The sequence below is a fragment of the Streptomyces sp. NPDC102437 genome (genome assembly GCF_044765565.1).
Lineage (GTDB): Bacteria > Actinomycetota > Actinomycetes > Streptomycetales > Streptomycetaceae > Streptomyces.
Window position 1 is genome coordinate 154,097 of sequence record NZ_JBIWKI010000005.1, and the last position, 26,940, is coordinate 181,036.

27 protein-coding genes and 1 pseudogene are annotated in these 26,940 nt (G+C 69.8%); 13 read left to right on the top strand and 15 right to left on the bottom strand.

Features of this window, described 5'->3' with window-relative positions; genetic code table 11:
- Positions 1-42: 42 nt before the first annotated feature.
- Positions 43-1,869 carry an NHL domain-containing thioredoxin family protein gene (locus ACIRJP_RS08935; RefSeq protein WP_404170105.1) on the bottom strand — a complete coding sequence of 609 codons (1,827 nt, stop codon included), beginning with the start codon at positions 1,867-1,869 and terminating at the stop codon, positions 43-45.
- A 64-nt stretch (positions 1,870-1,933) separates the two neighbouring features.
- On the opposite strand from ACIRJP_RS08935, the gene ACIRJP_RS08940 reads away from it, so the two are divergent.
- The gene (locus tag ACIRJP_RS08940) at positions 1,934-2,425 is read left to right on the top strand and encodes an LURP-one-related/scramblase family protein (protein WP_404170108.1); all 492 of its coding nucleotides are present in this window, start codon (positions 1,934-1,936) and stop codon (positions 2,423-2,425) included.
- Between the two features lie 49 nt (positions 2,426-2,474).
- Here ACIRJP_RS08940 and ACIRJP_RS08945 read toward each other — a convergent pair whose 3' ends face one another.
- A complete protein-coding gene (locus tag ACIRJP_RS08945) occupies positions 2,475-3,266 on the bottom strand; it encodes a carbon-nitrogen family hydrolase (RefSeq protein ID WP_404170111.1) in 792 nt (263 codons plus the stop codon).
- Positions 3,267-3,458: 192 nt separating this feature from the next.
- Between ACIRJP_RS08945 and ACIRJP_RS08950 the strand changes: the two genes are divergently transcribed.
- Entirely contained in the window at positions 3,459-4,283 is an 825-nt protein-coding gene (locus ACIRJP_RS08950; RefSeq protein WP_404170114.1) for a maleylpyruvate isomerase family mycothiol-dependent enzyme, read from the top strand.
- A gap of 74 nt (positions 4,284-4,357) precedes the next feature.
- On the opposite strand, the gene ACIRJP_RS08955 is transcribed toward ACIRJP_RS08950, so the two are convergent.
- Together ACIRJP_RS08955 and ACIRJP_RS08960 are read right to left on the bottom strand one after the other, a co-directional pair.
- Complete coding sequence (locus tag ACIRJP_RS08955) at positions 4,358-5,668, bottom strand: nitrate/nitrite transporter (protein WP_404170117.1); 1,311 nt, start codon at positions 5,666-5,668, stop codon at positions 4,358-4,360.
- Entirely contained in the window at positions 5,665-6,384 is a 720-nt protein-coding gene (locus ACIRJP_RS08960) for a GntR family transcriptional regulator (protein ID WP_404170120.1), read from the bottom strand. Before ACIRJP_RS08960 ends, ACIRJP_RS08955 begins: the two co-directional genes overlap by 4 nt.
- Before the next feature lie 217 nt (positions 6,385-6,601).
- Between ACIRJP_RS08960 and ACIRJP_RS08965 the strand changes: the two genes are divergently transcribed.
- From ACIRJP_RS08965 to ACIRJP_RS08980, 4 genes are all read left to right on the top strand, one after another.
- A complete protein-coding gene (locus ACIRJP_RS08965) occupies positions 6,602-7,501 on the top strand; it encodes a D-alanyl-D-alanine carboxypeptidase family protein (protein WP_404170123.1) in 900 nt (299 codons plus the stop codon).
- Positions 7,502-7,678: 177 nt separating this feature from the next.
- Positions 7,679-8,020 carry a PadR family transcriptional regulator gene (locus ACIRJP_RS08970; protein WP_404170126.1) on the top strand — a complete coding sequence of 114 codons (342 nt, stop codon included), beginning with the start codon at positions 7,679-7,681 and terminating at the stop codon, positions 8,018-8,020.
- Positions 8,017-8,979, top strand: coding sequence for a hypothetical protein (locus ACIRJP_RS08975; protein ID WP_404170129.1), 963 nt, complete (start codon positions 8,017-8,019; stop codon positions 8,977-8,979). Before ACIRJP_RS08970 ends, ACIRJP_RS08975 begins: the two co-directional genes overlap by 4 nt.
- Before the next feature lie 95 nt (positions 8,980-9,074).
- Positions 9,075-9,998 (top strand): phosphatase PAP2 family protein, encoded by a 924-nt coding sequence (locus ACIRJP_RS08980; RefSeq protein WP_404170132.1) that lies wholly within the window; start codon positions 9,075-9,077, stop codon positions 9,996-9,998.
- A 93-nt stretch (positions 9,999-10,091) separates the two neighbouring features.
- On the opposite strand, the gene ACIRJP_RS08985 is transcribed toward ACIRJP_RS08980, so the two are convergent.
- The 7 genes and pseudogenes from ACIRJP_RS08985 to ACIRJP_RS09015 form a co-directional block, all read right to left on the bottom strand.
- Positions 10,092-10,526: a VOC family protein gene (locus ACIRJP_RS08985; protein ID WP_404170135.1), complete on the bottom strand. Its 435-nt coding sequence runs from the start codon at positions 10,524-10,526 to the stop codon at positions 10,092-10,094.
- 120 nt (positions 10,527-10,646) lie between these two features.
- A pseudogene (locus ACIRJP_RS08990) lies at positions 10,647-11,156 on the bottom strand (VOC family protein); the annotation flags it as partial.
- A 37-nt stretch (positions 11,157-11,193) separates the two neighbouring features.
- Complete coding sequence (locus tag ACIRJP_RS08995) at positions 11,194-12,429, bottom strand: RNA-guided endonuclease InsQ/TnpB family protein (protein WP_404170138.1); 1,236 nt, start codon at positions 12,427-12,429, stop codon at positions 11,194-11,196.
- Positions 12,430-12,684: 255 nt separating this feature from the next.
- The gene (locus ACIRJP_RS09000) at positions 12,685-13,224 is read right to left on the bottom strand and encodes a GNAT family N-acetyltransferase (RefSeq protein ID WP_404170141.1); all 540 of its coding nucleotides are present in this window, start codon (positions 13,222-13,224) and stop codon (positions 12,685-12,687) included.
- Positions 13,225-13,297: 73 nt separating this feature from the next.
- Positions 13,298-13,483, bottom strand: a complete 186-nt coding sequence (locus ACIRJP_RS09005; protein ID WP_404170144.1) for a DUF397 domain-containing protein — start codon at positions 13,481-13,483, stop codon at positions 13,298-13,300.
- Between the two features lie 67 nt (positions 13,484-13,550).
- On the bottom strand, positions 13,551-13,733 hold the full coding sequence (locus ACIRJP_RS09010; RefSeq protein ID WP_404170147.1) for a DUF397 domain-containing protein: 183 nt from the start codon (positions 13,731-13,733) through the stop codon (positions 13,551-13,553).
- Positions 13,730-14,620: a helix-turn-helix domain-containing protein gene (locus ACIRJP_RS09015; protein ID WP_404170150.1), complete on the bottom strand. Its 891-nt coding sequence runs from the start codon at positions 14,618-14,620 to the stop codon at positions 13,730-13,732. The genes ACIRJP_RS09010 and ACIRJP_RS09015 overlap by 4 nt, the downstream gene beginning before the upstream one ends.
- 248 nt (positions 14,621-14,868) lie before the next feature.
- On the opposite strand from ACIRJP_RS09015, the gene ACIRJP_RS09020 reads away from it, so the two are divergent.
- Entirely contained in the window at positions 14,869-15,360 is a 492-nt protein-coding gene (locus tag ACIRJP_RS09020; RefSeq protein ID WP_404170153.1) for an ATP-binding protein, read from the top strand.
- Here the strand turns inward: ACIRJP_RS09020 and ACIRJP_RS09025 are convergent.
- From ACIRJP_RS09025 to pdhA, 3 genes are read right to left on the bottom strand one after another with little or no spacing between them, the layout of a single operon-like run.
- Positions 15,347-16,768: a dihydrolipoamide acetyltransferase family protein gene (locus ACIRJP_RS09025; RefSeq protein WP_404170156.1), complete on the bottom strand. Its 1,422-nt coding sequence runs from the start codon at positions 16,766-16,768 to the stop codon at positions 15,347-15,349. The two genes, ACIRJP_RS09020 and ACIRJP_RS09025, sit on opposite strands and share 14 nt — an antisense overlap.
- 10 nt (positions 16,769-16,778) lie before the next feature.
- Complete coding sequence (locus ACIRJP_RS09030) at positions 16,779-17,759, bottom strand: alpha-ketoacid dehydrogenase subunit beta (RefSeq protein WP_404170159.1); 981 nt, start codon at positions 17,757-17,759, stop codon at positions 16,779-16,781.
- 2 nt (positions 17,760-17,761) lie between these two features.
- Complete coding sequence (pdhA, locus tag ACIRJP_RS09035) at positions 17,762-18,943, bottom strand: pyruvate dehydrogenase (acetyl-transferring) E1 component subunit alpha (protein WP_351254019.1); 1,182 nt, start codon at positions 18,941-18,943, stop codon at positions 17,762-17,764.
- Positions 18,944-19,283: 340 nt separating this feature from the next.
- Between pdhA and ACIRJP_RS09040 the strand changes: the two genes are divergently transcribed.
- The 3 genes from ACIRJP_RS09040 to ACIRJP_RS09050 all read left to right on the top strand — a co-directional run bounded on the left by ACIRJP_RS09040 (position 19,284) and on the right by ACIRJP_RS09050 (position 21,642).
- Complete coding sequence (locus ACIRJP_RS09040) at positions 19,284-19,943, top strand: response regulator (RefSeq protein ID WP_404170464.1); 660 nt, start codon at positions 19,284-19,286, stop codon at positions 19,941-19,943.
- Between the two features lie 109 nt (positions 19,944-20,052).
- Positions 20,053-20,487 carry a pyridoxamine 5'-phosphate oxidase family protein gene (locus tag ACIRJP_RS09045; protein ID WP_404170162.1) on the top strand — a complete coding sequence of 145 codons (435 nt, stop codon included), beginning with the start codon at positions 20,053-20,055 and terminating at the stop codon, positions 20,485-20,487.
- 162 nt (positions 20,488-20,649) lie between these two features.
- Positions 20,650-21,642, top strand: a complete 993-nt coding sequence (locus tag ACIRJP_RS09050) for a phosphotransferase (RefSeq protein WP_404170467.1) — start codon at positions 20,650-20,652, stop codon at positions 21,640-21,642.
- Positions 21,643-21,689: 47 nt separating this feature from the next.
- Here the strand turns inward: ACIRJP_RS09050 and ACIRJP_RS09055 are convergent, their stop codons facing one another.
- Positions 21,690-23,330, bottom strand: a complete 1,641-nt coding sequence (locus ACIRJP_RS09055) for a protein kinase (RefSeq protein ID WP_404170165.1) — start codon at positions 23,328-23,330, stop codon at positions 21,690-21,692.
- 291 nt (positions 23,331-23,621) lie between these two features.
- Between ACIRJP_RS09055 and ACIRJP_RS09060 the strand changes: the two genes are divergently transcribed.
- The 3 genes from ACIRJP_RS09060 (at position 23,622) to ACIRJP_RS09070 (ending at position 26,931) form a co-directional block, all read left to right on the top strand.
- Complete coding sequence (locus ACIRJP_RS09060) at positions 23,622-25,268, top strand: protein kinase (RefSeq protein WP_404170168.1); 1,647 nt, start codon at positions 23,622-23,624, stop codon at positions 25,266-25,268.
- A gap of 112 nt (positions 25,269-25,380) precedes the next feature.
- Positions 25,381-26,199, top strand: a complete 819-nt coding sequence (locus ACIRJP_RS09065; protein ID WP_404170171.1) for a hypothetical protein — start codon at positions 25,381-25,383, stop codon at positions 26,197-26,199.
- A gap of 117 nt (positions 26,200-26,316) precedes the next feature.
- Positions 26,317-26,931 (top strand): PadR family transcriptional regulator, encoded by a 615-nt coding sequence (locus tag ACIRJP_RS09070; protein WP_404170174.1) that lies wholly within the window; start codon positions 26,317-26,319, stop codon positions 26,929-26,931.
- Positions 26,932-26,940: the final 9 nt, after the last annotated feature.

The following is a 26,940-nucleotide window of genomic DNA, read 5'->3' on the forward strand; positions in this document are numbered from 1 at the left end:
CCCTTCCGGGCCCGGTTTCGCGGCCGGGCCAGACAGCCTCTCTCAGCCCTGCTCGTCCATTCCCGCCAGCACCAGCGGCAGCCGGGCCGTTCCCTCCGCGCTCACCCGGACGGGGACGCCCCAGTCCTGCTGGTGGACGTGGCAGGCCGGGTACTCGTTCGCCGGGTCGTCGTCGCAGGACGCCGCCATCGCCGACACGTGCAGGACGCCCTCGGTGACGTCGTCGGCCAGGACCAGCTCGCGGAACAGATCCGTGCCCGGCCCCGCGCCCTCGGCCAGCAGCTCGGGCGGGGTCGCGGAGACCAGCAGCCGGGTCGAGGGACCGTACCGGGTGTCCAGCTTCTGCCCGGCGGGCGCCTGGAAGACCACATCGAGCCGGAGCGTGCCCGGGGCGATGTCGGTGGCCGCCCGCTGCGTGCGGTGCGCCTGGTCGGCGACGCGCACGGCCTCCTCGGGCAGCCGAAGCCGGGTCAGCCGGTGCCGGGCGGACTCGACGACCACGAGGTCGCCGTCGACGAGCACGGCGTCGCTGGGCTCGCGCAGATCCGTGGCCAGGGTGGCGACCTCGCCGCTCGCGGGGTCGTAGCGCCGCAGCGCGTGGTTGTACGTGTCGCAGACGGCGACGGACCCGTCGGGCAGCGCGGTCACCCCCAGCGGGTGCTGGAGCAGGGCCTGTCCGGCGGCGCCGTCGCGGTGCCCGAAGTCGAAGAGCCCGGTGCCGACGGCCGTACGGACGGCGAAGCCGTCCCCGTCGCGCTCGACGTACCGCAGGGCGGACGTCTCCGAGTCGGCGACCCAGAGCCGCTCGCCGTCGGCGGAGGCGGCCAGCCCGGACGGCTGGGCGAACCAGGCCTCGTCGGCCGGTCCGTCGACCAGGCCCTCGTTGGTGGTGCCCGCCGCGACCTGGACGGTCCGCGTCGCGGGGTCGTACGTCCACAGCTGGTGCACGCCCGCCATGGCGATCCACAGCCGGTCCGCGAACCAGGCGACGTCCCAGGGGGAGGAGAGGTCGACCTCGCGGGCCGGTCCCGAGGTCGGCGAGCCCTGCCACCACTGGCGGCCGGTGCCGGCGAGCGTCGTCGTCTCACCGGTGGCGAGGTCGAGGGCGCGGATGGCGTGGTTGACCGTGTCGGCGACGGCGATCCGGCCGTCGGGCAGCACGGCGAGCCCCTGCGGCTCGGAGAACCGGGCCTCCTCCGGCCCTCCGTCGAGAAACCCCCTACCCCCTGTACCGACGTGACGGCGAACCGTTTCACTGTCACGTTCGATCTCGACCAGGCGGTGGCGGGTGGTGTCGGAGACGAGGAAGCCGCCGTCGGGCAGGAGCAGTGCCTTGCCGGGGAAGCGCAGATGCGTGGCGACCGGTTCGGGCGCGACGTAGGGGCCGTCGCCGCGGCGCAGCGTGCCCTTCGCCCCGTGCTCGGCCTCCAGCTCCTCGACCAGCTTCGCGATGGCGTGCGCATGGCCCTCACCGGCGTGCTGGGCGACGACATAGCCCTCGGGGTCGATGACGACCAGCGTGGGCCAGGCCCGTACGGCGTACTGCTTCCAGGTCGCCAGTTCCGGATCGTCGAGGACCGGGTGGTGGACCTCGTACCGCTCGACGGCGTCGACGACCGCCTGATGCTCGGCCTCGTGGACGAACTTCGGCGAGTGCACCCCGATGATGACCAGAGTGTCGCGGTGCTTCTCCTCCAGCTCGCGCAGCTCATCGAGGACATGCAGACAGTTCACACAGCAGAAGGTCCAGAAATCCAGGATCACAATGCGTCCTCGCAGGTCAGCGAGGGTGTACTGCTGGTCGCCTGTATTGAGCCAGCCGCCCTTGCCGACCAGCTCGGGGGCCCTGACGCGCGCACGTGTTGCCATGTGAACAGTCAACCTCACCGTGGCGTCCACACATTCCTCAGGTGCGTCGGGGAACCTGTGAGCCATGAGATTCCTGGTGCGTGAACGGCTCTTCGCCGTCGGTGACGACTACTGGATCGAGGACGCGGACGGCCGCAAGGTGTTCCTCGTCGACGGCAAGGCCATGCGGGTGCGGGACACCTTCGAGCTGAAGGACGCGCAGGGCCGGATCCTGGTCGAGATCCGGCAGAAGCTGCTCAGCCTGCGCGACACGATGCTCATCGAGCGGGACGGCGAGCAGCTCGCCACGATCAAGCGCAAGCGGCTGTCGCTGCTGCGCAACCACTACCGGGTCACGCTGGTCGACGGCACCGAACTCGACGTCAGCGGCAAGATCCTGGACCGCGAGTTCGCCATCGACTACGACGGGGAGCTGCTGGCCCAGATCTCCCGGCGTTGGCTGACCGTCCGGGGCACCTACGGCATCGACGTCGCACGGGAGGACGCCGACACGGCGCTGCTCATCGCCGTGTCGGTCTGCGTCATCGTGCTCGCGGAGAAGGAGCACGAGGGCTGAGGACCCACGAACCTGAGCGCCGTTTCACGTGAAACAGCACTCGGCAGGCTCAGGAGGGCGGGTTCAGCCCCAGACGACGGTCCTTGAGGGCCGGGAACTGCTCACGGGTCGCCGCCACCCTCGCCGGGTCGAACTCCACGTCGAGCACCTCCTCGGCCGCGCCCGCCTCCGCGAGCACCTCGCCCCACGGGTCGACGACGATGCTGTGCCCGGCCTGCTCGACCCCGGCATGGGTGCCCGCGGTGGCGACGGCCAGGACGTACGACTGGTTCTCGACCGCGCGGGCCTGGGCCAGCAGCGTCCAGTGGGCGCGGCGCCGCTCGGGCCAGCCCGCGGCGACGATCAGCGTCTCGGCACCCGCGTCGACCAGGCCGCGGAACATCTCCGGGAAGCGCAGGTCGTAACAGGTGGCGAGACCGAGGGTTGTCTGCGGCAGGGCGACCGTGACCAGTTCCTCGCCGGCGCCCATCATGACCGCCTCGCCCTTGTCGAAGCCGAAGCGGTGGATCTTGCGATACGCGGCGGCCCGCTCGCCCTCGGGCGTGAAGACGAGCGAGGTGTTGTAGAGGGTGCCGTCGGCGGCGCGCTCGACGAAGGAGCCCGCGTGCAGCCAGACCCCGGCGTCGGCCGCGGCCTTCGCCATGATGTCGTGGGTGGGCCCCTGGAGCGGTTCGGCCTCGTCCTCGAAGGCGGTGTACGCGAAGGCGCCGACCGGCCAGAGCTCGGGAAGGACCACCAGATCCGCACCGCGCCGGCCCGCGACCAGCGAAGCCGCGCGTTGCCTGCGGGAGTCGACGGATTCGTCCGGGTCTACTGCGATCTGGATGAGGGAGGCGCGCACACTACCACCGTCCTGGCATTCGAGCCGTCAACACGGGCCTACGATCGTCACACGAAAGCACTGCCGGGGTGCCTGCTCGCAGCGTAACTTAGCGATCGAACCTCCCACGCAGACCGCCGCCCGCAGACCGCCGCCCGCGCCCGCCGCCCAGCTTCTCCAGCCCATGCACCGCAGAACCGCACGAGGGGTCCCGTGACCGTCCATCCCAGCCTCCAGACCTACGCCGATGCCTGGACCCACTCCATCGAGTCGATAGCCGAGCTGGTGAAGCCGCTCGCCGAGGGAGAGTGGAACCGCCGTACGCCGTGCCCCGCCTGGTCGGTGCGTGACATCGTCTCGCACGTCATCGGTATGGAGTCCGAGCAGCTCGGCGACCCGCGCCCGATCCACTCCCTGCCCCGCGACCTCTACCACGTACAGAGCGACTTCGCCCGCTACATGGAGATGCAGGTCGATGTGCGGCGGCACCACACCGCGCCGGAGATGACCTCCGAGCTGGAGTACACGATCATCCGCAGGGCGCGTCAGCTCCGCAACGAGACACGTGACCCCGAGACCATGGTCCGCGCGCCGCTCGGCGCCGAGCAGACCCTCGAACTGGCACTGCGGATGCGCGTCTTCGACGTCTGGGTGCACGAGCAGGACCTGCGCGCGACGCTGGGCCGGCCCGGCAATCTGGACTCCCCCGGCGCGACCGTCGTCCGCGACACCCTGCTGGAGGCGCTGCCGAAGGTGGTCGCCAAGGACGCGGGCGTGCCGCCCAATTCGGCGATCGTGCTCGATGTGCACGGGCCGCTGGAGTTCCTGCGCACCGTCAGGGTCGACGCGGAGGGCCGGGGTTCGGTGGACGGTTCGCCGTCGCTCGGGCCCGTGGTGACGCTGGCGATGGACTGGGAGACGTACTACCGCCTCGCCTGCGGGCGGGTGCGCGCGGCCGCGGTCGCCGAGCAGATCAAGGTCGAGGGCGACCAGGAGCTGGCGACGGCGATCCTGCAGAACTTCGCCGTGACGCCGTGACCGCGTGACGCCATGACCGGCGGCGCCCGTCGCAGGTGAGGGCGGGCGCGCCGCCGGTCCGGCGCGGTCAGGGGTCACACGGGAACGTGCACGGCCTCCACCCGGCTGACCACGTGATGGTCCCGCTCGCGGTGCGTGGCCCTGGAGTGCAGCCGCAGGATCTGTACGACGCCGAGCGCCTCCAGCACGAAGACCGAGGTGAACGCGATCCGGTAGTTGTCGCCGGTGGCGTCCAGCAGCACACCGACGGCGAACAGCGTGGTCATCGAGGCGATGAAGCCGCCCATGTTGACGATGCCCGACGCGGTGCCCTGGCGCTCCGGCGGGTTGGCAGGGCGGGCGAAGTCGAAGCCGATCATCGAGGCCGGACCGCACGCGCCGAGCACCACGCACAGCACGATCAGCAGCCGCATCGGCGCATGGTCGCCCGGGTAGAAGATGACCGACGCCCAGAGCAGCGCCGTCATCGCGACCGTGCCGAGGGCCAGCGGGGCGCGGGCCGCGTGGTGGCGGGCGATGATCTGCCCGTAGACCATCCCGAACGCCATGTTGGAGAGCACCACCAGGGTGAGCAGCTCACCGGCGGTGGACCGGCTGAGCCCCTGCGCCTCCACCAGGAACGGCAGCCCCCACAGCAGCAGGAACACCATGGCCGGGAACTGCGTGGTGAAGTGCACCCACATACCGAGCCTGGTGCCGGGCTCCCGCCAGGAGGCGGCGATCTGCTTGCGCACATAGGCGGCGCCCGCGTGCTCCGCGGGCGGCGGCTCATGGCCTTCGGGGTGGTCCTTCAGGAACAGCAGCAGAAGGACGAGGACGACGACCCCGGCGATGGAGCTGCCGACGAACGTGGTCGTCCAGCCGAATCCGTGCAGGGCCCGCGCGATGAAGAGCGTCGAGACGAGGTTGCCCGCCATCCCGAAGAGCGCGGCGACCTGGCCGATCAGCGGACCGCGCCGGGCCGGGAACCAGCGGGCGCCGAGCCGCAGCACGCTGATGAACGTCATCGCGTCACCGCAGCCGAGCAGCGCCCGGGACGCCAGCGCCATGCCGTACGAGGGGGAGAGAGCGAAGCCGAGCTGTCCGAGGGTGAACAGGACGGCCCCGAGGGTGAGGACCTTCTTGGTGCCGAGCCGGTCGACCATCAGGCCGACGGGTATCTGCATGCCCGCGTAGACGAGCAGCTGGAGGATGGAGAACGTGGACAGCGCGGAGGCGTTGACGTCGAACCGGTCGGCGGCGTCCAGCCCGGCAACGCCCAGGCTGGTACGGAAGATGATGGCGACGAAGTAGACGGCGACGCCGATGCCCCAGACCCACACGGCACGCCGGCCGCCGGGTGGATCGCCGGGCAGGGACAGGGTGGGAGCGGCGGCAGAACTCACCGGTCCTCACCCCTGACCAGCACCTTGACCCGGCCGACATGGCGCCGCACGACCTGCGCGGCACCGTCCGCGTCCCCGGCCCTGATGGCCTCCAGCAGCTCACCGTGCTCGGTGATGTTGGCGGCGATCCTGCCCGGGTGCGCCTCCATCACGGCGACGCCCATCCGCAACTGCCGGTCGCGAAGCTGGTCGTAGAGGCGCGAGAGGATGTCGTTGCCCGCGTTGCGCACGATCTCGGCGTGGAAGCAGCGGTCCTTCACGGACACCGCCGCCAGGTCCCCGGCCTCGGCCAGCTGCCGCTGCTCCTCCAGGAGTTCTTCGAGCCGGCTGATCAGCTGCGCGGAGGCGGGCACGGCCTTGCGGGCCGCGAACTCCTCGACCAGCAGCCGGGTCTCCACCACATCGGCGATCTCCTGCGCGGAGACGGCGAGCACGAGGGCGCCCTTCTTCGGGTACAGCTTGATCAGCCCCTCGACCTCCAGCCGCAGCAGCGCCTCACGCACGGGCGTACGGGAGACTCCGACGGCCTCCGCGAGATGGCCTTCGGTCAGGAGAGTGCCGCCCTCGTATCGGCGGTCCAGGACCGCCTCCTTGATGTGGGCGTACACGCGCTCGGCGGCGGGCGGCTGCTTCACAGCGGACTTCGCGGCGGACTTCACGGACGACTTCTCGACAGACTTCGCGACAGGCTTCACGGCTGGGGGTGCGGCAGGCATGTACACAGCATAGATACAAGATGCGTGCATGGGAAACGAGTCCGTGATACGGACGAACGTTCACCGACACCACCCCGCCCCCCGCCCCCTGTCCGGAATCACCCGTAGCCCCGAAATTGCCCCAGGAATCAGTACATCCATCCCCTGCTCTCATGAGTCTCACCACCGAGCGGCACCTTCATGTGGCCGCATTCCAGGGGCATTTGGAGCATTCAAGTTGAAAATCGGCATTAAGGGCATAAGCCGCGCCACCGCCACTGCCACCGTGGCGCTCACAGCAGGCGCCGTCATCGCGGGCAGCGCGTTCGCCTCCACCGCACAGGCCGCCACGCTGCCCAACCCCAAGATCACCGCCGCGGGCGGTTACACGATGAACAACGGCACGGCGAAATCCCTGTTCGCCAAGGCCGCGGACACGCGCCGTTCCACCGGCTCCACCACCAAGATCATGACGGCCAAGGTGGTGCTGTCGCAGAAGAACCTGAACCTGGATTCCAAGGTCACGATCCAGAAGGCGTACAGCGACTACATCGTCTCCAAGGGCGCCTCCTCGGCCCGCCTCATCGTGGGCGACAAGGTCACCGTCCGCCAGCTGCTGTACGGCCTGATGCTGCCGTCCGGCTGCGACGCCGCCTACGCGCTGGCCGACAAGTTCGGCTCCGGCACCACCCGCGCAGCCCGCGTGAAGTCGTTCATCGGCAAGATGAACGCCCAGGCCAAGACCCTCGGGCTGAAGAACACCCACTTCGACTCGTTCGACGGCATAGGGAACGGCTCCAACTACTCGACGCCGCGCGACCTGACCAAGCTCGCCAGCAGCGCCATGAAGAGCTCCACCTTCCGCACGGTCGTCAAGACCAAGTCGACCAAGCAGAAGGTCACCACGAAGTCCGGCGGCTACCGCTACATGTCGTGGACCAACACCAACACCATGCTCAGCAGCTACAGCGGCGCCATCGGCATCAAGACCGGCTCCGGCCCGACGGCCAAGTACTGCCTGGTCTTCGCCGCGACCCGCGGCAGCAAGACGATCGTCGGCACGGTGCTCGCCTCCACCAACGCGACCAACCGCTCGGCGGACATGAAGAAGATCATGGACTACTCCTTCAAGAAGTAGTCCCACCGGCCACGGCGGCGAGGGGCCCGACGCACATCACCGAGTGCGCCGGGCCCTTTCCTGTGCGCCGCGTGCCCCTGGACCTCATCGGGGCGACGCCCACCACGACCCTGGAGGCGCCACCGACGACTGCCAAGGCCGACACGTATATTTCGTGCCTCGATATATGCTCGACGCATGACACGACAGAATCCGTCCTTGACGGAGCCGCAGTACTTCATCCTTGCTGCGCTCATGGACGGGCCGTTGCACGGCTACGGCATCATCAAGGCCGCCGAGCAGGCCACCGACGGGCGGCTGCGGATCGCTGTCGGTACTCTCTACGGCGCGCTGGAGCGGATGGAGCGGGCCGGGCTGATCATTGCCGACGACGAGGAGATCGTGGACGGGCGGGCGCGGCGCTACTACCGGATCACGGAGGACGGCACCGAGGCACTCGGCCGGGAGGCGCTGCGGATGCGGCAGGCGGCGGCTGTCGTCCTCGGGCGCCCGCGAGATGCCAGGGTGGCCCCGGCATGAACCGACTGCTGCTCGCGGCCTATCCCGAGCCCTACCGCTCCCGGCAGGGAAAGGAGTTGCTGGCCTGCCTGTCGGAGGCGTATCCCGGCCGTTCCTGGCCCCCGCCGCGGGAGGTCGTCGCCGTGGCGTGTGCCGGGGTGCAGGCCCGCGCCCGTGCCGTCGTCGACGACACGGCCCGGCCGTGGTGGCTGGACGGCGTCCATCTGACCGCTCTCTTCCTCGCCGCTCTGGCGCTGGTGCCGTACCTGCAGGACGTGTGGCACTGGGCACTGCGCATCGATCCCGGCAGGCATGCCATCGCCTTCCACTTCTCCGGCTGGTACCCGTGGGCGCAAGGCCCCGGCACACGGACACGGCTCCTGCCCTACGGGCTGCTTCCGCTGGTCTGCCTGATCGCCCTGCTACGTGGCAAGCCGTGGATCGCCCTGCCGGCCGCAGCGGCGATGATCTACGCCGGTGCCACGTTCAACAGCAATACGCTCTTCGGCGACGAGGGCAAGGCGGGCCTGGGCTACTACGGGCTGGGCGCCCCGATAACGGCCCATGACCTGGTGCTGTCCGGGCTCCTGTGCACCGCGTGCGCCGTGTTGGCGGCCTGCCGTCCGGCCCGGCTGCGGCGCCACTCGTACCGTCGGCTGGTCCCCGTCGCGCTCGCCATGTTCGCGGCCGGGTCCCTGCACGTGATCTCCATCAGTCCGGCCTTCCAACGCGGCATGTTCGCCCTCGAAGTCGCTGCGCTGATCGCCGCGTGGGCGGCGACGGCCGCCACCGGTGACTACCGGTGGCTGATCCCCGTCGTGGCGTTCGCGTTCGTCCGCACACAGGCGATCGTCATCCAGCCGAACGGGTTCATGCAGTCCCTGCCGGACCTGGTCGTTCTCCTCCTCCTCATCGCTCCCCTCCCGGCCCTGGTGATCGCCGCCCAGCGCCGGCAGAGCCGGGCGCTGCTCCTCGACTAGGAGCGGATCCCCGGCGGGCCGACCGGATCTGCCGGCCACCTCGCGCCCGAAACGGCGCGTGACCGCACTGCTCCCGCACGAAGACAGAGAGAACCATGACTCAGCAAGGCCCCTCGGCGCTGCCCACGCCTGCGGACCCCGGCCAGGACCCGGACGCCACGACCGAACCCGGCCCCGCCCGGGCGGGACGGCTACGAGTCCCGGCTCCGCTGTGCCTCGGGGGCTTGTTCCTGATGGTCTACCTGATCGCTGTCTGCACCCCGTTCGGCCAACGGGCGGAGAACGCCCTGTTCAACGAGAACGGCGCCAACCCGGCATGGATCTACGACTGGTCGGGGGCGGCTTACCAGTCGTCGGCCCTACCGCCCCTGGAGCACACCGCCATGCCCACCCTGCTCGTGGGCACCGCGGTTGTCGCGGCCATCGCTCTGGTGCGCAGGTGCTGGTGGCGAGGCTGCGCGGCGATCGGGATCGTCGTGGCCACGCTCGGGAGCAAGGAGCTCGCCAGGATGATCCTTCCCCGCCCCGACCTGGTGGACGCGCACGCCTCGCTCACCGAGACGAGCTTCCCCAGCGGACACGTGGCCATCCCCGCCGGGCTGGCCCTCGCCGCCACCCTGGTCGCTTCCCCCCGCATCCGCCCCTACGTCACCGCGGTCGGCATGCTGTGGCTCGCCGTCACCGCCGGCGCCGTCCTGGCCACCTACCACCACCGGCCCAGCGACGTACTGGGCTCCACCCTGCTGGCCTGCGCCTGCTACAGCCTCGCGACCAGGTTGCTGCCGACGGCCGACGCACCGGGCACCACCCGCCACCCTCGGGCACTGCCGGCGGTCGCCCTGACCCTGTCGGCGGCCGGCGCGCTCCTCGCCGGTGCGCGGGACGACTCCGTCACACAGTCGCTGGTCTTCGCGGCAGCAGCCTTCCTGTGCGCGGTCCTGTTCTGGTTCACCACAGCGCGAGAACGCGCACGCACCCCAGCGCCGGCACCTGGGAGGGCCAGGGAGTCACAGCGCTAGCCGCCCGGGCCGGGTCGGTCCTGCGACCGGACCAGCCCGGCCACCGGCGCAGCACGGCAGAAGCCGGTGACAGGCCCGCCGTCCGGCGGATGCTCAGTCGAGACAGAACTCGTTGCCCTCGACGTCCTGCATGTTGATGCACGACTCGTTGTCCTCGTCGGCATACAGCACATTCGTGCACACCGCGCCGAGCGCCACCAGCCGATCGCGTTCGGCCTCAAGCACGGCCAGCCGCTCCGCACCCACGAGCCCGGTGCCGGCCCGCACATCGATGTGCACACGGTTCTTGGCGACCTTGCCTTCGGGAACGCGCTGGAAGTACAGGCGCGGGCCCACGCCTGAGGGATCGGAGCACGCGAACCACGCCCCCCGCTCCTCGGCCGGCAGCGAGTCGTTGTAGGCGTCCCAGGAGTCGAACCCCTCCGGAGGCGGCGGTGCGACGTACCCCAACACCTCGCACCAGAAACGCGCGACGCGCTCGGGGTCCGCACAGTCGAACGTGATCTGGATCTTCCTCACCGATGCCATTCGGCCACCCTAACAGCGGTACTCCGCCAGCCAGTTCCCATTTTTCGGGCCGCGATTCCGCGCACCCTTCCAGACGCTGAAGCCACCGAGCGGTCCTCCGCGAGTGGCTGCGAGCAGACCTCAATCGCTCAGCTCCACCAGACGGTCGAGGTCGTCATGAACCAACTCTCGGTCCTCCGCGGTGAGGTGGACCGCGGCGGCCTTGGCGAGCGCCGTCGTCGCGGTCTCTTCGTCACCGAGACGCCCTGCGACGTCCGCTCGCAGCACGAGGAGGCGGAGCAGCTGTACGGGCGTGGGCCGCTCGTCCTCAAGGTGAAGCACCCGGTCGATGACCTTCGCGGCGCCCGCTGGGTCCTCTTTCGAGTCGGCGAGGAGGGAGGCGTGGTGCAGGGCACGGGCGAAGGTCTCCTCGGGGGCTCGCCGATGGTGCTGGTCCTCGCCCGTCTGCTGCCCGATGCGGATGCAGTTGCCGCCCGGATCGGTCATGAGGAACTGCCGCACGCCGTACGACATGTCCTTGAGCGGCCCGATGCGCGGCAGCCCTCGGGACGGGATCTTCCCGTACCCCGTCTTGAGCCCCGCCCGGAAGGCGGCATGCAGCCCGTTGACGTCATCGGTCAGGACTTGACATGCTCCCCGCCCTGAAGGGCGAGGATTCTGGCCGTCCCTACCTGTTGCTGTGCCGCTGCCCGGCACGGCGTGGGTGGGTGATTCCGTGGCTTCCTGTTTCTTCGCGCTGTGCCAGAACAGGTTCTGGTCCCACCTTCGCTCCGCAGGCTGTCACCGCCAGTCCGGCGGCCGTTTTCACGTTGATCGAGGCGTTGTGGTCGCGGTCGCAGACCGTGCCGCAGGCCGGGCAGGTCCATTCCCGGACATGGAGGGGCTTGGGGCCGTCGCGGTGGACGCAGGCGGAGCAGATCTGGCTGGTCGGCTCGAACCTGCCGATCTTCACGAACACCCGCCCGTACCGTTTCGCTTTGTATTCGAGCTGGGACCAGCCCGCGTCGTGGATGCTCTTGGCCAGCCGGGTGCGCGCGAGTCCGGATACCGCCAGGTCCTCCACCGCGATCGCTTGGTTCTCGCGAATCAGCTTCGTGGAGAGCTGGTGGTGGAACTCCTTGCGCGCGTCGGCGACCCGCGCATGGGCGCGGGCGACCTTCAGCCGGGCCTTCTCCCGGTTCTTCGACCCCTTCTCCTTACGGGACAGGTTCCGCTGGGCCATCTTCAGTCTCTTCTCCGCCCGGCGAAGAAACCTCGGGGAGGCGATCCTCGTGCCGGCCGAGAGGACCGCGAAGGTCGTCAGGCCGAGGTCGATGCCGACCGCACTGTCCGGGTCGGGGGCCTCCCACCGGGCCCGGTCGGTGCCGGGATCGGTGTCGATGACGAAGGAGGCGAAGTACCGGCCCGCCGCGTCCTTGATCACGGTGACACTGGAGGGGGTCACGGGCAGCACCCTCGACCAGGTCACCCGAAGTTCGCCGATCTTCGGCAGTACCAGCCGTCCCCGGCCGGTGATCTTCCAGCGGGCGTTCGCGGTGAACCGGATCGCCTGCCGGGCATCCTTGCGCGACTTGAAACGCGGCGCCCCGACCTTCGGGCCCTTGCGCTTCCCTTTGAGGGAGGCGAAGAAGTTCCTGTACGCGACTTCCACGTCCCGCAGCGCCTGCTGCAGCACGACCGAGGACACCTCGCCCAGCCAGGCCCGCTCCGGAGTGTGCCTCGCCTCGGTGATCAGCCGCTTCGAAGGTGCGGCCCCGCTCGGATACGGCTCGTTCGCCGCACGGGCGTCTTCCCGGGCGCGTACCGCGTCGTTGAACACCACCCGGGCGCACCCGAACGCCCGCGCCAACGCCCTGCGTTGACCGGGCTCCGGGTGCACACGGAAGGTGTACCGAAGCTGCATGGGGCGAGCATAGAGAGACCGCACACCTGCCGTCACCGGGAACATCCGTTCCCCGCACCACCAAAACCGTGTCCTCCACCATTCCCACGAACAGCCCCCGCGCGCGGCTGCGCCCTGCTCCCCAGACAAGAATCTGCGACGCTCCGCGTCGCCACCACCTGATCCGCTTCACCCCCGGCCCGAAGGCCGGAGCACTGCGAATGAATCCCGGTAGCTGTGAAAAGCACTTTCGATACACGCCCCAGGGGCACCACTTCAGGTTGCCGCCGCGTAACACCGAACAGTCACCTTCTGCTCCGGGCTCCACTGCTGTTCGACCGTGGCCAGCAGCTGCCAGCCGAGCCGCTCGTACAGGGCTGCTGCCGCAGTGTCCGAAGCCAGCACGTCGAGCACCGGATGCAGGCCGCGATCCTGCGCTTCTGCGACAGCCTGCCCCATCAGCAGGGCACCGATCCCGTGGCCAGGGGCCCACGGGGCGACGAATAGCCGGTTGACCACGGCGGTCGCGTCGGTACTCACCCCTGCGCGAGCGCTCCACAGCCCGGGAGCCGCGTCTCCCGCGCCGCTCCGGGACAGGCCGATATGACCTGCCACGCGGCCGTCCAGTTCCGCCACCCATGAGGCGACGAGCGATGGCGGTGTGAGCCATGCGCCCGGGGAGTCGGGCCAGTTCACCGGGTAGCCGTCGTGCTCATGGACCTCTGCCAGCACCCGCGCGCAGTCACCGAGGTCGCGATCGGTCCGCTGTCGGACACCAGGGGGTACGTCCGCGCCGGACCCGCTCTCGCTCTTCACTGCGGCATGGAAACACAGCCCGAGGGCCGGTGGACAGCGATCTCCGCAACAGGCGCCGGCCGAACGGCCTGGGTCAGCCCGACGACCGGACCAGCCCGGCCCGGAAGGCGTCCCAGGCGGCGGGGCCGAGGACGATGAGGGGGCCGTCGGGCTGCTTGGAGTCGCGGACGGCGACGGTATGGGGGACGTTGCGAGCCACTTCGACGCACTCGCCGTCGCCACTGCTGTAGCTGGACTTCCTGAAGTGAAGCCTAATCACTCGCCTTTTCTTTCGGGGAGGTTGGGAGCCAGGGTGCGCAAATCGACCGGTGGCAAACTCCGTCGCGCTACGGCTGTCGACGCAGCTCAGCCTGGAAAGCGTTCCACGCGGCGGGAGCGACGGTAAGGGTGGGTCCGCTGGGGCGTTTGGAGTCACGGACAGCCACTGTGGAGGAGACGTTGCGCGCGACCTCGACGCACTCACTGGACGTCGCGCTGTAGCTGGACTTGCAGAAGCAGAACTCAGTCACTTGCTCATTTCCTTCGCAATGCTGTCGATGAACTGGATCGAGTCGTACGGCGACAGGCTCATCCGGGAAGCCTGATCGAAAAGGCTGATGAACACCTGGCTCTCATCCGCGTCCTCAACCCAGATGGTGGAACGCGGGGTGTCCATGTGCACGACGTCCACCGCCTCGTCCTCGCCGAACGACAGAACATTGAAGGGGCCGCCGATACAAGGATGACTGCCTGCACGGAACGGCAACACCTGAACGTGCACGTTCGGAAGTTCGGCCAAGTTGCACAGGTGCTCAAGCTGGCGCGCCATCACCGAGTGTCCGCCCATCAGTTGACGGAACGCAGCTTCCCAGATGACCGCATGGATACGCAGGGGTGCGTCGCCGTACAGCCTGGCCTGGCGCTTCGCTCTACCCGCGACGACATCCTCAATTCTGTCGATGTCGTCCCATGACATGTCAGCCACACCCATGGCCCGCGTGTACTCAGCGGTCTGGAACAAGCCGGGGATGAGAGCCATCTGCCACTGCCGAACCTTGACGGCAGCGTCCTCCATCGCGATGTACTCCACCTGCGTTGCAAGAGTCGGGGTCTCGTTCCACCACCCCTTGATCTTGCGTCTCTCGCGATCAGTCTTCGCCAGCTCCAGCAAGTGGCCAAGGATTCTAGGCTCACTGACTCCGTAATAGGCGCAGAGCGCTGCGATATCCGGATCCCTCATCGGAACCCATCCGCTCTCCATCTTCACAAGCTTCGTCGGAGTCGCACAGAGCGCTTCAGCTGCCTGACGCTGAGTCTTGCCCGCCGCGACTCGCAGGCTTTGAAGTTCCCCACCCAGGCGTCGGCCGAGAACGGTGGAGACTCGGTTGCCGTTCGCCCTCTTGCCCATCGCCTGCATGCAGACCTCCCGTCCCAGTGAACCCCACAAGTGTCGCAGCACGCCCCGCGACCCCGGGGCGCTAGCTCATACGGGGAATATATCTCCCGGAGTCTTGAGCTCTGGATACTCGGGGCACTACGTTCGGCGCCGAGCCGCTCACGCAGCGGATCCAATCTCGGCGGAAGTGCACCGCCCTGCCCCGCGCCAAAACCGGCGCCCCGCAGGCGCGGCATCGCCACCGCCCCCTCACCGAGAGGTACGCGACCTTGACCTCAGCCCAGGAGAAACCCCCCGCCCCCGCCCTCCGCGAGGACCGGCTCGACTTCACCCCGACCGCGTCCAGCGTCTCCTTCTCCCGGCGCCGCACCGCTCGACTCGTGCGGGAGTGGGGCCATCCCGGCCTGGCCGGCGACGCGGCCTTGCTGGTCAGCGAGTTGGCGACCAACGCGTTACTGCACGGGGCCATCCGGGGGCGGCTCTTCCAGGTACATCTCGCGCTCACCGCGACCGCACTCCGGATCGCGGTCAGCGACCCGTGGGGTGAACGGCTGCCGGACCCGCGCGAGGCGGCGGCCGACGAGTGCTACGGGCGGGGGCTCCTGATCGTCGCGCGGATCGCGGACCACTGGGGCGTCGAGCCGCGCACCGTCGGGAAGACCGTGTTCGCCGAACTCGCCCTGCGGCAGAAGCCGGACATGCCGATGGGCCCGCACGAAGTCGTTCGCGCGGGCCCATCTCGTACAGCTACGCCCAGGTGATAAGGCGCTTCGGCTGTTCAAGGATCGCGGCGATGTCCGCCAGGACCTTGGAGCCGAGCTCGCCGTCGACCAGGCGGTGGTCGAACGACAGGGCCAGCGTCGTGACCTGACGTGGCTTCACCTTGCCCTTGTGGACCCACGGCTGGAGCTTGATCGCGCCGACCGCGAGGATCGCGGACTCGCCCGGGTTCAGGATCGGGGTGCCCGTGTCGACGCCGAAGACACCGACGTTGGTGATGGTCACCGTGCCGCCCGCCATCGCCGCCGGGGACGTCTTGCCCTCGCGGGCCGTGGAGACCAGCTCGCCCAGGGACGCCGCCAGTTGCGGCAGTGTCTGCTCGTGCGCGTCCTTGATGTTCGGCACGATCAGTCCGCGTGGGGTCGCGGCGGCGATGCCCAGGTTGACGTAGTGCTTCTGCACGATCTCCTGGTTCGCCTCGTCCCAGGCTGCGTTGACCTCCGGGTTCCGCTTGATCGCGACGAGGAGGGCCTTGGCGATGATCAGGAGCGGGTTGACCCGCACCCCAGCCATGTCCTTGTCCTCCTTGAGCTCCGCCACCAGCTTCATCGTGCGCGTCACGTCGACGGTGACGAACTCGGTGACGTGCGGAGCCGTGAACGCGCTTCCGACCATCGCCTGGGCGATGGCCTTCCGTACGCCCTTGACCGGGATGCGGGTCTCGCGGGCGCCCACCGTGGTCACCACGGCCGGAGCCGGGGCCTCGGGAGCGGGGGCGGTCGCCACCGGAGCGGCGATCGGCGCGGGGGCCTGGGCCGGTACGGGGGTGGCCGCGGCGTGCACGTCCTCGCGGGTGATGATCCCGCCCTCGCCGGTCGGGACGACCGTCGCCAGGTCGATGCCCAGGTCCTTGGCCAGCTTGCGGACCGGCGGCTTGGCCAGCGGCCGGCTCTCCGGGACGACGGCGGCGTGGCCGTTCATCTCGCTCTGGATCGCCGTCGCGGCAGCCGACACGGCAGCGGCCGTGCCCTTGCGGGCCCGTCGCTTGGTCGAGCTCTCGGAGACGCCGTAGCCGACCAGGACCGGCTGGCGGCCCTTCGGGGCCTCGGGCTCCGGTTCGGGCTGAGCAACCGGGGCGGGTTCGGCCGCCGGGGCCGGGGCCGCGTCACCGCTGCCCGGTGCCACGTCCACCGCGATGATCACCTGGCCGACGTCGACCGTCGTGCCCTCGGGGAAGCGCAGCTCGTGCACCACGCCGTCGAACGGGATCGGCAGCTCCACGGCCGCCTTCGCCGTCTCGACCTCGCAGACGACCTGGCCGTCGGTGACGGCGTCGCCGGGCTGGACGTACCACTTGAGGATCTCGGCCTCGGTCAGTCCCTCGCCCACGTCGGGCATCTTGAACTCACGGAAGCGAGCAGCGTTGGAAGTGTCGGTCATCGTTGTCACGTCCCAGTCCTCAGTACGCCAGCGAGCGGTCGACGGCGTCGAGCACACGGTCGAGACCCGGCAGGTACTCGTCCTCCAGCCGCGCCGGCGGGTACGGGGCGTGGTAGCCGCCGACCCGCAGCACCGGTGCTTCCAGGTGGTAGAAGCAGCGCTCGGTGATCCGGGCGGCGATCTCGGCCCCGGAGCCGTAGAACACCGGCGCCTCGTGGACCACGACGAGCCGGCCGGTCTTCTCCACCGAGGCCTGGATGGCGTCGAAGTCGATCGGGGCCATCGAGCGCAGGTCCAGGACCTCGATCGACTTGCCCTCCTCCTCGGCGGCCGCGGCCGCCTCCAGGCAGACCTTCACCATCGGTCCGTACGCGACGAGCGTGAGGTCGGTGCCGGTACGGGCCACCGATGCCTTGTGCAGCGGGCCCGGGATGGTGTCGGTCTCGACCTCGCCCTTGTCCCAGTAACGGCGCTTGGGCTCGAAGAAGATGATCGGGTCGTCGCTCTGGACGGCCTGCTGCATCATCCAGTAGGCGTCGCTCGCGTTCGACGGCGAGACCACCTTCAACCCCGCGACGTGCGCGAACAGGGCCTCGGGCGACTCGCTGTGGTGCTCGACCGCGCCGATGCCGCCGCCGTACGGGATGCGGACGACGACCGGCAGCTTGATCTTGCCGAGCGCACGGGCGTGCATCTTGGCGAGCTGGGTGACGATCTGGTCGTACGCGGGGAAGACGAAGCCGTCGAACTGGATCTCCACGACGGGCCGGTAGCCGCGCAGGGCAAGGCCGATCGCCGTGCCGACGATGCCGGACTCGGCGAGCGGGGTGTCGATCACCCGGTCCTCGCCGAAGTCCTTCTGGAGCCCGTCGGTGATCCGGAAGACCCCGCCCAGCTTTCCGACGTCCTCACCCATGATGAGGACCTTGGGGTCGTTGTCGAGGGCCTTGCGGAGCGACTCGTTGAGAGCCTTCGCAATGGACATCTTTTCCATGGCCATGGCTACTTGCCCTCCTCGGCGGTGTCTGCGAACGATGCCTGGTAGGCGGCGAACTGGGCGCGCTCCTCGTCGACGAGCGGGTTCCCGTCCGCGTAGGCGTGGTCGAAGATCGCCATCGGGTCCGGGTCGGGCATCGCCCGCACAACTTCGCGCACCCGCTTGCCGAGCGCCTCGCTCTCCTCGTCCAGCGCGGTGAAGAACGCCTCGTCGGCGGCGCCCTCCTTCTCCAGGTACGTGCGCAGCCGCAGGATCGGGTCCTTGGCCTCCCAGGCGGCCCGCTCCTCGTCGGCCCGGTACTTCGTCGGGTCGTCGGAGGTGGTGTGCGCGCCCATCCGGTAGGTGAACGCCTCGACGAGGGTGGGCCCCTCACCCCGGCGGGCCCGCTCCAGCGCCGACCTGGTCACGGCCAGGCAGGCGAGTACGTCGTTGCCGTCGACCCGGACGCCGGGGAAGCCGAAGCCCTGCGCGCGCTGGTAGAGCGGGACGCGGGTCTGCTTCTCCGTGGGCTCGGAGATCGCCCACTGGTTGTTCTGGCAGAAGAAGACGACCGGGGCGTTGTAGACCGCGGAGAAGGTGAAGGACTCGGCGACGTCTCCCTGGCTGGAGGCGCCGTCACCGAAGTACGCGATCACGGCCGAGTCCGCGCCGTCCTTGGCGACGCCCATGGCGTAGCCGGTGGCGTGCAGGGTCTGCGAGCCGATGACGATCGTGTACAGGTGGAAGTTGTTGGTGTTCGGGTCCCAGCCGCCGTGGTTCACGCCGCGGAACATTCCGAGCAGATTGGTCGGGTCGACCCCCCGGCACCAGGCGACGCCGTGCTCCCGGTAGGTCGGGAAGACGTAGTCGTCGTCGCGCAGGGCCCGGCCCGAGCCGATCTGGGCGGCCTCCTGGCCGAGCAGCGAGGCCCACAGGCCCAGCTCGCCCTGGCGCTGGAGGGCGGTGGCCTCGGCGTCGAAGCGGCGGGTCAGGACCATGTCCCGGTAAAGACCGCGCAGCTCTTCGGCGGTCAGGTCGATCGAATAGTCCGGGTGCTCCAGGCGCTCGCCCTCGGGCGTCAGCAGCTGTACGAGCTCGGGCTCGGAACTCTGTGGCGTCTTCGCGGACGTCTTCGCAGTCGTTTTCACGGCGCTGGTCCGCTTGCTGCTGCGTCGCGGTTTGCGCGCGGCAGTGCTCTCCACGGTCACGTGCGTGCTCCTCCGTCGGTCCGGCCCCCGGGGTCTGCCGGGAAGCCAGTGCGGCTCGCCTGTGTCCGTACCCGTGCACGGGGTGGGTGCCGCTCGGTCCGGGAACAGGCGTGACAGGTGCCCCGGCGAGCGCCCTGCCGAAAGCACGTTACCCAGTAGGCCGCATAACTGCGAAACACTATCTGACCTGCGATTTTGCTTGGATTTCCAAGTAAATCGCAAAAGTCGGGAACTCTCGCTGGTCACAGCACTGGTAACAGCCTCGCAGGCCGCCGGAACAACGGCACGTTATCCCGCCGTTCGGCGGCAGGGAAGAGGTGAGTGTGTGAGACTGCGTTTTGTGCGCGAACAAGGAAAAATCACCGTTTTTCTGTTGGACGACCATGAAGTCGTGCGACGCGGAGTCCACGAATTGCTCTCGTCCGAGGACGACATCGAGGTCGTCGGCGAGGCCGGCACCGCGGCGGACGCGCTGGTCCGCATCCCCGCGACCCGGCCCGATGTGGCGGTGCTCGACGTACGGCTGCCGGACGGCAGCGGGGTGGAGGTCTGCCGGGAGGTCTGCTCCCAGGACGAGAACATCAAGTGCCTGATGCTCACCTCGTACGCCGACGACGAGGCACTGTTCGACGCGATCATGGCGGGTGCGTCGGGATACGCACTGAAGGCGATCCGGGGCAGCGAACTGCTGAACGCGGTACGTGACGTGGCCGCCGGGAAGTCGCTGCTGGACCCGGTGGCGACCGCGCGGGTGCTGGAGCGGCTGCGCGACGGCAAGAAGGGCCGGGGCGAGGACAAGCTCGCCGGCCTCACCGAACAGGAACGCAAGATCCTCGACCTGATCGGCGAGGGGCTGACGAACCGGGTGATCGGCGAGCGGCTGCACCTCGCCGAGAAGACGATCAAGAACTATGTCTCCAGCCTGCTCTCCAAGCTGGGCATGGAACGGCGCTCGCAGGCCGCCGCGTACGTGGCCAGGATCCAGGCGGAGAAACGCTGAGGAGCGCCGGTGAGTGCCGGGCAGCGGGTGATCTTCGGGACTTTGGTCCCTGAGCAACCGGGGCCGCAGCCTCTTTCTGCGACTTCCACGGTGACGGAGAGTGGAGGTCATGTCCTTTGAGGAACTCCAGGCGATCGAACTGCTAGGCCGCGTCCGGTACGGCCGGCTGGCGACGAGCATGCGGGCCCTTCCCTTTCTGTCGGTGGCCCGCCACGTCGTGATCGAGGGTCGCGTGGTTCTGCGGATGCACAGCGGCTTCGGGTACCACAACGCGTGCGACGGCACGGTCGTGGCATACGGCGCGGACAACTTCAGCACGGAGGGCTGTGGTTCGGGAGGCGGGGGCGATCTGTGGGCCGTGCAGTTCACCGGCACCGCCGAGATCGTGCACCCGACGCCCGGCCAGCGCGAGCTGTTCGGCGACGGTCCCGCCCTGGTGAACGGCGAGCCCTTCGCCCCGGCGTACCTCAGGCTCGAACCGCATTTCGCCTCTGTGCACACTCTGGACTTCGACGCAAGTCAGCCGATCGGCAACACAGCGTGATCTAACATCTGGTGAGTGCCGCGCTCATTTGTCACCCTTTCGTCCGCTCCGCCGGACGGCGAGGTCCGGTTCCCGTCCGCGCCTCCTGTGCCCGTTTCCCCGGTGGACCAGGCTCTCTTCCCGTCCGTGCCACGGCAGCCACCGGTGCCTCCGGTGTGCGAGGTGCTGCGCCGCTACCCGGACGCCGGTGAACCGCTGAGCTGCAAGCCCATCACCAAGGGTCTGCTCAACCACGGCTACCGGCTCTCCACCACCCGCGGCTCCTACTTCCTCAAGCACCACCTCGACGACTCCACCGGCGACCGAGCCACGATCGTCCGCCAGCACCGCGCCACCCAGCGGCTCCAGTCACTGGGCGTGCCCGTCGCCCCGCCCGTACAGGACACCGAGGGCGAGACGGTCACGGAGATCGGCGGACGCTGCTACGCCCTGCACCCCTGGGTGGACGGGCTGCACCGGGCGGGCGACCAGCTCACCACCGCGCAGTCCGAACGACTCGGGGCGCTGCTCGGGGCGGTGCACACCGGGCTCGAACAGGTCATGGGCTCGGGCACCGCGCTCGCGCACCGGTCCCGCGGGTACCGGAGCGCCGATCCCGGTGACACCTTCGCGCTCATCGACGACCTGCTGACGGCCGCGCGTGGACGCCACCGGCGGGACTGCTTCGACGAGCTGGCCGAACACCGCCTGCTGGAGCGGCGCACCCTGCTGGAACGTCACGCCGACCGCAGGCCCCCGACGCCCGGCGCCCCGGCCACCGGCTGGGTGCACGGCGACTTCCACCCGCTGAACGTCCTGTACCGGGGCGCGGACCCGGTCGCGATCCTCGACTGGGACCGGCTGGGGGTCCAGCCGAGGGCGGAGGAGGCGGTAAGGGCCGCGGCGATCTTCTTCGTACTGCCGGCCGGGGAGCTGGAGCTGAAGAAGGTACGGGCGTACGCGCGGGCCTACCGGCGGGCGGCCGGGGCGGGGGCCGCGGAACTGGCCGCCGCGGTGCACCGGGTGTGGTGGGAGCGGCTCAACGACTTCTGGATACTGCGCTGGCGGTACTGCCTGGACGACCGAAGGGCCGACCCGCAGTTCCCTGCGGTGTCGGCCCTGGCGGTCTGGTGGACGCGCGAGTACGAGACGGTGCGCGAGGCGTTCACGGGGTGATTCCGCCCGTGAACGGGCGACCTGGTCAGCGGGTCACGGGGTGGCGGTCACTGGGTAGTGCCCGTACCGGCGATCCCGGCCGCCGCGGACGTACCGGTGGTGGCACCGCCGTTGTCCGTACCCGTGCCGCCGTTGTCCGTACCGGTACCGCCGTTGTCCGTACCCGTGCCGCCGTTGTCCGTACCGGTACCGCCGTTGTCCGTACCCGTGCCACCGTTGTCCGTACCGGTACCGCCGTTGTCCGTACCCGTGCCACCGTTGTCCGTACCGGTGCCTCCGGTGGACGGGGTGGACGGCGGGTTCGTCGGCGGTTCGGAGGGCTGGGTCGGGGTGGTCGACGGGGAGTAGGTCTGCTTCGGGGGCGTGTCCTGCTGGTTGCCGGTGGAGTTCTCCGGAACCTGGTTCTGGTCGCTCTCCTCGTCGGTCGGCCCGGACGAACTCTTCTCCGGGGACGGTGAACTGGAGACCTCGGCCGGCGGCTTCTCGTGCTTGGAGCCGGTGTCCTGAGCGGCGTTGACCGCGATGGCGACGCCCGCCCCGATCGCGATCAGCGCCAGCACGACGAACAGCCACAGCTTGCCGCGGCCGCCGCCACCGCCGTTGTGCCCGCCGTCGTAACCGCCGTCGTCGGGGTTCATCGGCGGCAGGATCGGGCCCTGCGAGGTGTCCCCGTGCGACGGGTGCCCCATCGCCATCGTGGCCCCGGAGACGCCCATGGCCGGGGTGTGCCCGCCCTCGTGCACCGCGACCGGGCCGGTGTTCCACGTACCGGTGTGGCCGCCCTGCACCTGAAGCATCTGAAGGCTGTACTGGACCAGGCCGCGCATCTCCTCGGCGCTCTGGAACCGGTCGTCCGGGTCCTTCGCGAGGGAGCGCATGACCAGCCCGTCCAGCTCCGGCGGCACCGCGTCCAGGACCTCGGACGGCGGGACCGGAATGTCCTGGACGTGCTGGTACACGACCGACAGCGGCGTCTCGCCCGTGAACGGGGGCCGCAGCGCCAGGAGTTCGTACAGCAGGCAGCCGGTGGCGTAGAGGTCGGAGCGGTGGTCGACGGCCTTGCCGAGCGCCTGCTCGGGCGAGAGGTACTGCGGCGTGCCCATGACCATGCCGGTCTGGGTCATCGTCGACTGCGCGCCGTGCAGCGCGCGGGCGATGCCGAAGTCCATCACCTTGACCGCACCGGAGTTGGTGATGATCACGTTGGCCGGCTTGATGTCGCGGTGCACGATGCCGTGCTGGTGCGAGTACGCCAGTGCTTCGAGCACGCCGGAGACGATGATCAGGGCCTGCTCGGGAGGCGGGGGCTCGGCGCTGATCAGCAGGTCGCGGATGGTGCGGCCCTCGACCAGCTCCATCACGATATAGGGGACGGTCGCCCCGCCCACGACGTCCTCGCCGGAGTCGTACACGGCGACGATCGCGTGGTGGTTGAGCCCGGCGACCGACTGCGCCTCGCGCGTGAACCGGGCCTTGGAGACCGGGTCCTCGGCGAGATCGGAGCGCAGGAGCTTCACCGCTACGGTACGTCCGAGCCGGACGTCCTCAGCCGCGAAAACCTCCGCCATACCGCCCCGGCCGAGGCGGTGGGTCATCCGGTAACGTCCGTCACCGACGACACCGCCGATGCCCCAGGAGTCGGTGCCATCCGAAACTCCGCCGCCGTTTGCTTCGGAATCGGGTGCCATCAGTCCTCGCCGTCGTATCTGTCCGCGCGTCCGCGGGTTCTCACGGTGTCTAGCTGCATTGCCACGTCACGCTACAGCCTCTTTCGGACGCACCGTTTCCGAGAGGGACCGGTCATCCAACCGCCCGGCGTGCCGTCCACGCAAATTTCATGCGGTTCCTGTAACGCTTCCGAGACGCTTCTTGTGCGTAGGGTCACGGAACGGGCACCCGGCTTGACGTGTCGTACCCCTCGGGCAGACTTGGCGCGTAATGGATGATCGCGTGAGTCGCGCGCCGAGGGGGAGCAAGTCATGAGCCAGGACGGCGCACACGGCGCTCAGGGTCGCTATGCGGGCGGTTCGGTCGCCGGCGGCCGGTACCAGCTTCGCGACCTGCTCGGCGAAGGCGGGATGGCGTCCGTATACCTGGCGTACGACACCGCCCTGGACCGCCAGGTCGCGATCAAGACACTCCACACGGAGCTGGGCCGCGAGCAGTCCTTCCGCGAGCGGTTCCGGCGCGAGGCGCAGGCCGTAGCCAAACTGCAGCACACCAACATCGTCTCCGTCTTCGACACCGGTGAGGACGAGCTCGGCGGCGCGCTGATGCCGTACATCGTCATGGAGTACGTGGAGGGGCAGCCTCTCGGCTCCGTGCTCCAGGCGGACATCCAGAACCACGGCGCGATGCCGGCCGACCGGGCGCTGAAGGTGACGGCCGACGTGCTGGCCGCGCTGGACACCAGCCACGAGATGGGCCTGGTCCACCGCGACATCAAGCCCGGCAACGTGATGATGACCAAGCGCGGCATCGTGAAGGTCATGGACTTCGGCATCGCCCGCGCCATGCAGTCGGGCGTCACGTCGATGACCCAGACCGGCATGGTCGTCGGCACCCCGCAGTACCTCTCCCCCGAGCAGGCCCTCGGCCGCGGCGTGGACGCCCGCTCCGACCTGTACTCGGTCGGCATCATGCTGTTCCAGCTGCTGACCGGGCGGATCCCGTTCGACGCGGACTCCCCGCTGGCCATCGCGTACGCGCACGTGCAGGAGGAGCCGGTCGCGCCCTCCACGATCAACCGCGCGGTCACCCCGGCGATGGACGCGCTGGTCGCCCGCGCGCTGAAGAAGAACCCGAACGAGCGCTTCCCGAGCGCGGCGGCGATGCAGGACGAGATCGCCCGGGTGCTGGCCGCGAGCGGCCCCACGGGCGCGCCGGTGATCGTCGCGGGCGGCGGCGCCCCGGCGAACAGCGGCTCGGGCGTCGGCTCGGCGGTCTTCCCGCCGGTCGACCAGTCCGGCGCGACGCCCCAGAACGTCCAGACCCCGTACCAGCCGGGTCCGTACCAGTCGGGTCCGTACCAGTCGGGCCCGTACGGTCCGGCGACCCCGGCCCCCACGCCGGCACCGTCGTACGGCTACCCGCAGTCGGCCCAGCCGTACCAGGCCCCGGTGCCGCAGCAGACCCCGCCGCCGTACTCGACCTCGCCGCAGACACAGACGCAGTCGCACTCCGGCTCGGGCGGGGGCGGCTCCAAGCGGAACATGCCGGTGATCGTGGGCTCGATCGTGGTCGCCCTGATCGCGATAGGCGGGCTGATCACGGTCCTCGCCCTGAAGGACGACGACAAGGGCGGCACGACCGCGAACGAGTCGCCGGCCGCGGGCGAGCACAAGGATCCGGAGCGGAACCGGACGATGGACACCGAGAAGTGCACGGACGCGCTGGAGGACAGCGACGACCCGAACAAGGTCGACGCCCCCAACTTCCTGTACAAGGACATCCTCTCCGCGCGGGCATGCACGGACGCCGCGGGCTGGACCGTCAAGGTGATCAAGGTTCCGGGGAACACCTACGCGGAGGACCAGGTCATCGACCAGTTCCCCACGACGGGCACCGCCGTCCCGAAGACCGGCGCTCACTTCGAGCTGCGCGTCGCGACGGGCGACCCGGCCTGATCCTGACCGCTCCGGGCCCGAGGGGGCTCGCGCGGTCGCTTGCCAGGGTGCCGCGTGCTGGGTACCGCACAGCCGAGATGCCGGACATACCGTCACATGTGACGCTGAGCCCATGGCTTCAGGACTTCTCCCCTCACGGCCCACGAGGTGCGTGGCCTGCCTCGTCCTGACGGCGGGTGCGGCGCTGGGGGCCGCGGCGGGAGAGGCGCCGACAGGCCAGGGTTCATCCGGCCGGCCCACGGGGCCGCGCAGCTCCCCGGCGGCGTCGCCCGCGCACACCTCGGCCGGAACCCCCGCCCGGCCTTCCGGCGTCCCCGGTACCGGTCCGTCGGCCGAGGAACCGGCCACCACCGCGCCGGCACCGACGGCCGTTCACCCGGACGGCGGACCGGCTGCCCCCGCACCTCCCGGCCCTCCACCGCCGTCCGCCCCGGCTTCCGGCTCCCCCGCCGGCTCCGCGACGGCCGCCTCGTCCGCTTCGCCATCGCCATCGCCATCGCCCTCGCCCTCGTCCTCGTCCTCGTCCTCGTCCACCGACGACTCCGCCTCCGGTTCCGATCCCGTCTCCGGCTCCAACTCCTCCTCCTCCTCCTCCTCCGACGGGGAACCGCCGGCCGACGACGCGCAGTCGCCGCTGGCCGGGCGTGAGGCCGGGGAGGGGCGGCTGCGGCCCGGGCGGCCGCTCTCGCCGTGGGAGTTCGCGCTCCCGGACGGTCCGCTCCAGAACCCCTACGCGCCTTTGGCGGCCACCGATCCGGGGCCGACACCGACGCCCGGGGTGAGTACGTCCGCCGGGGCCGACCAGCTCTCGCGGCAGGCCCTGGACTCACCGGCCGTGCGGCAGGTGAAGCAGCTGTCGCTGGGCGCGGGAATCGCGCTGGTCGGGTTGGGGCTGGGCTTCCTGGCGTACCGCATGCGCCGCGCGGACTAGGCCCTGACCGGCCCCTTGATCCGCCGGACAGGCCCTGGGCCTGCCCAGCCCCGAGCAGCCCTGAGCAGCCCCAGGAGGGATTTGCTTCGATCGACATACTCGGTATACATACTGAGTATGTCGATTCGCCACGGGCTGCTGGCCCTGCTGGAACGGGGGCCCCGATACGGTTCCCAGCTCCGTACCGAATTCGAGTCGCGCACCGGCTCCACCTGGCCGCTCAACGTCGGCCAGGTGTACACGACGCTCAGCCGGCTGGAGCGCGACGGCCTGGTCATCCAGGACGACGAGGACGACCAGGGCCACGCCCTCTACGCGATCACCGACGACGGACGCGCAGAGCTGCGGAACTGGTTCGAGACGCCCGTCGACCGCAACAACCCGCCCCGCGACGAGCTGGCCATCAAGCTCGCCATGGCGGTCGGCGCGCCCGGGGTCGACATCCGCGCCGTCATCCAGTCCCAGCGCCACCACACCCTGAAGGCGATGCAGGGCTACACCCGCCTCAAGGCGCAGTCGCTCAGCGACGTCCCGGCCAACCGCGACGAGGTCGCCTGGCTCCTCGTACTGGAGCAGCTGATCTTCCAGGCGGAGGCCGAGGCGCGCTGGCTGGACCACTGCGAGACCCGGCTCGTCCGCCTCGCCGAAGCCGCCGCCACGGAGCCGGACCCGGAGATCCGTACGACCGGCCGCGCCGCGTCCCGTGTCGCCCTCCCGCGCAGCCGGCGCTGACGTACACCG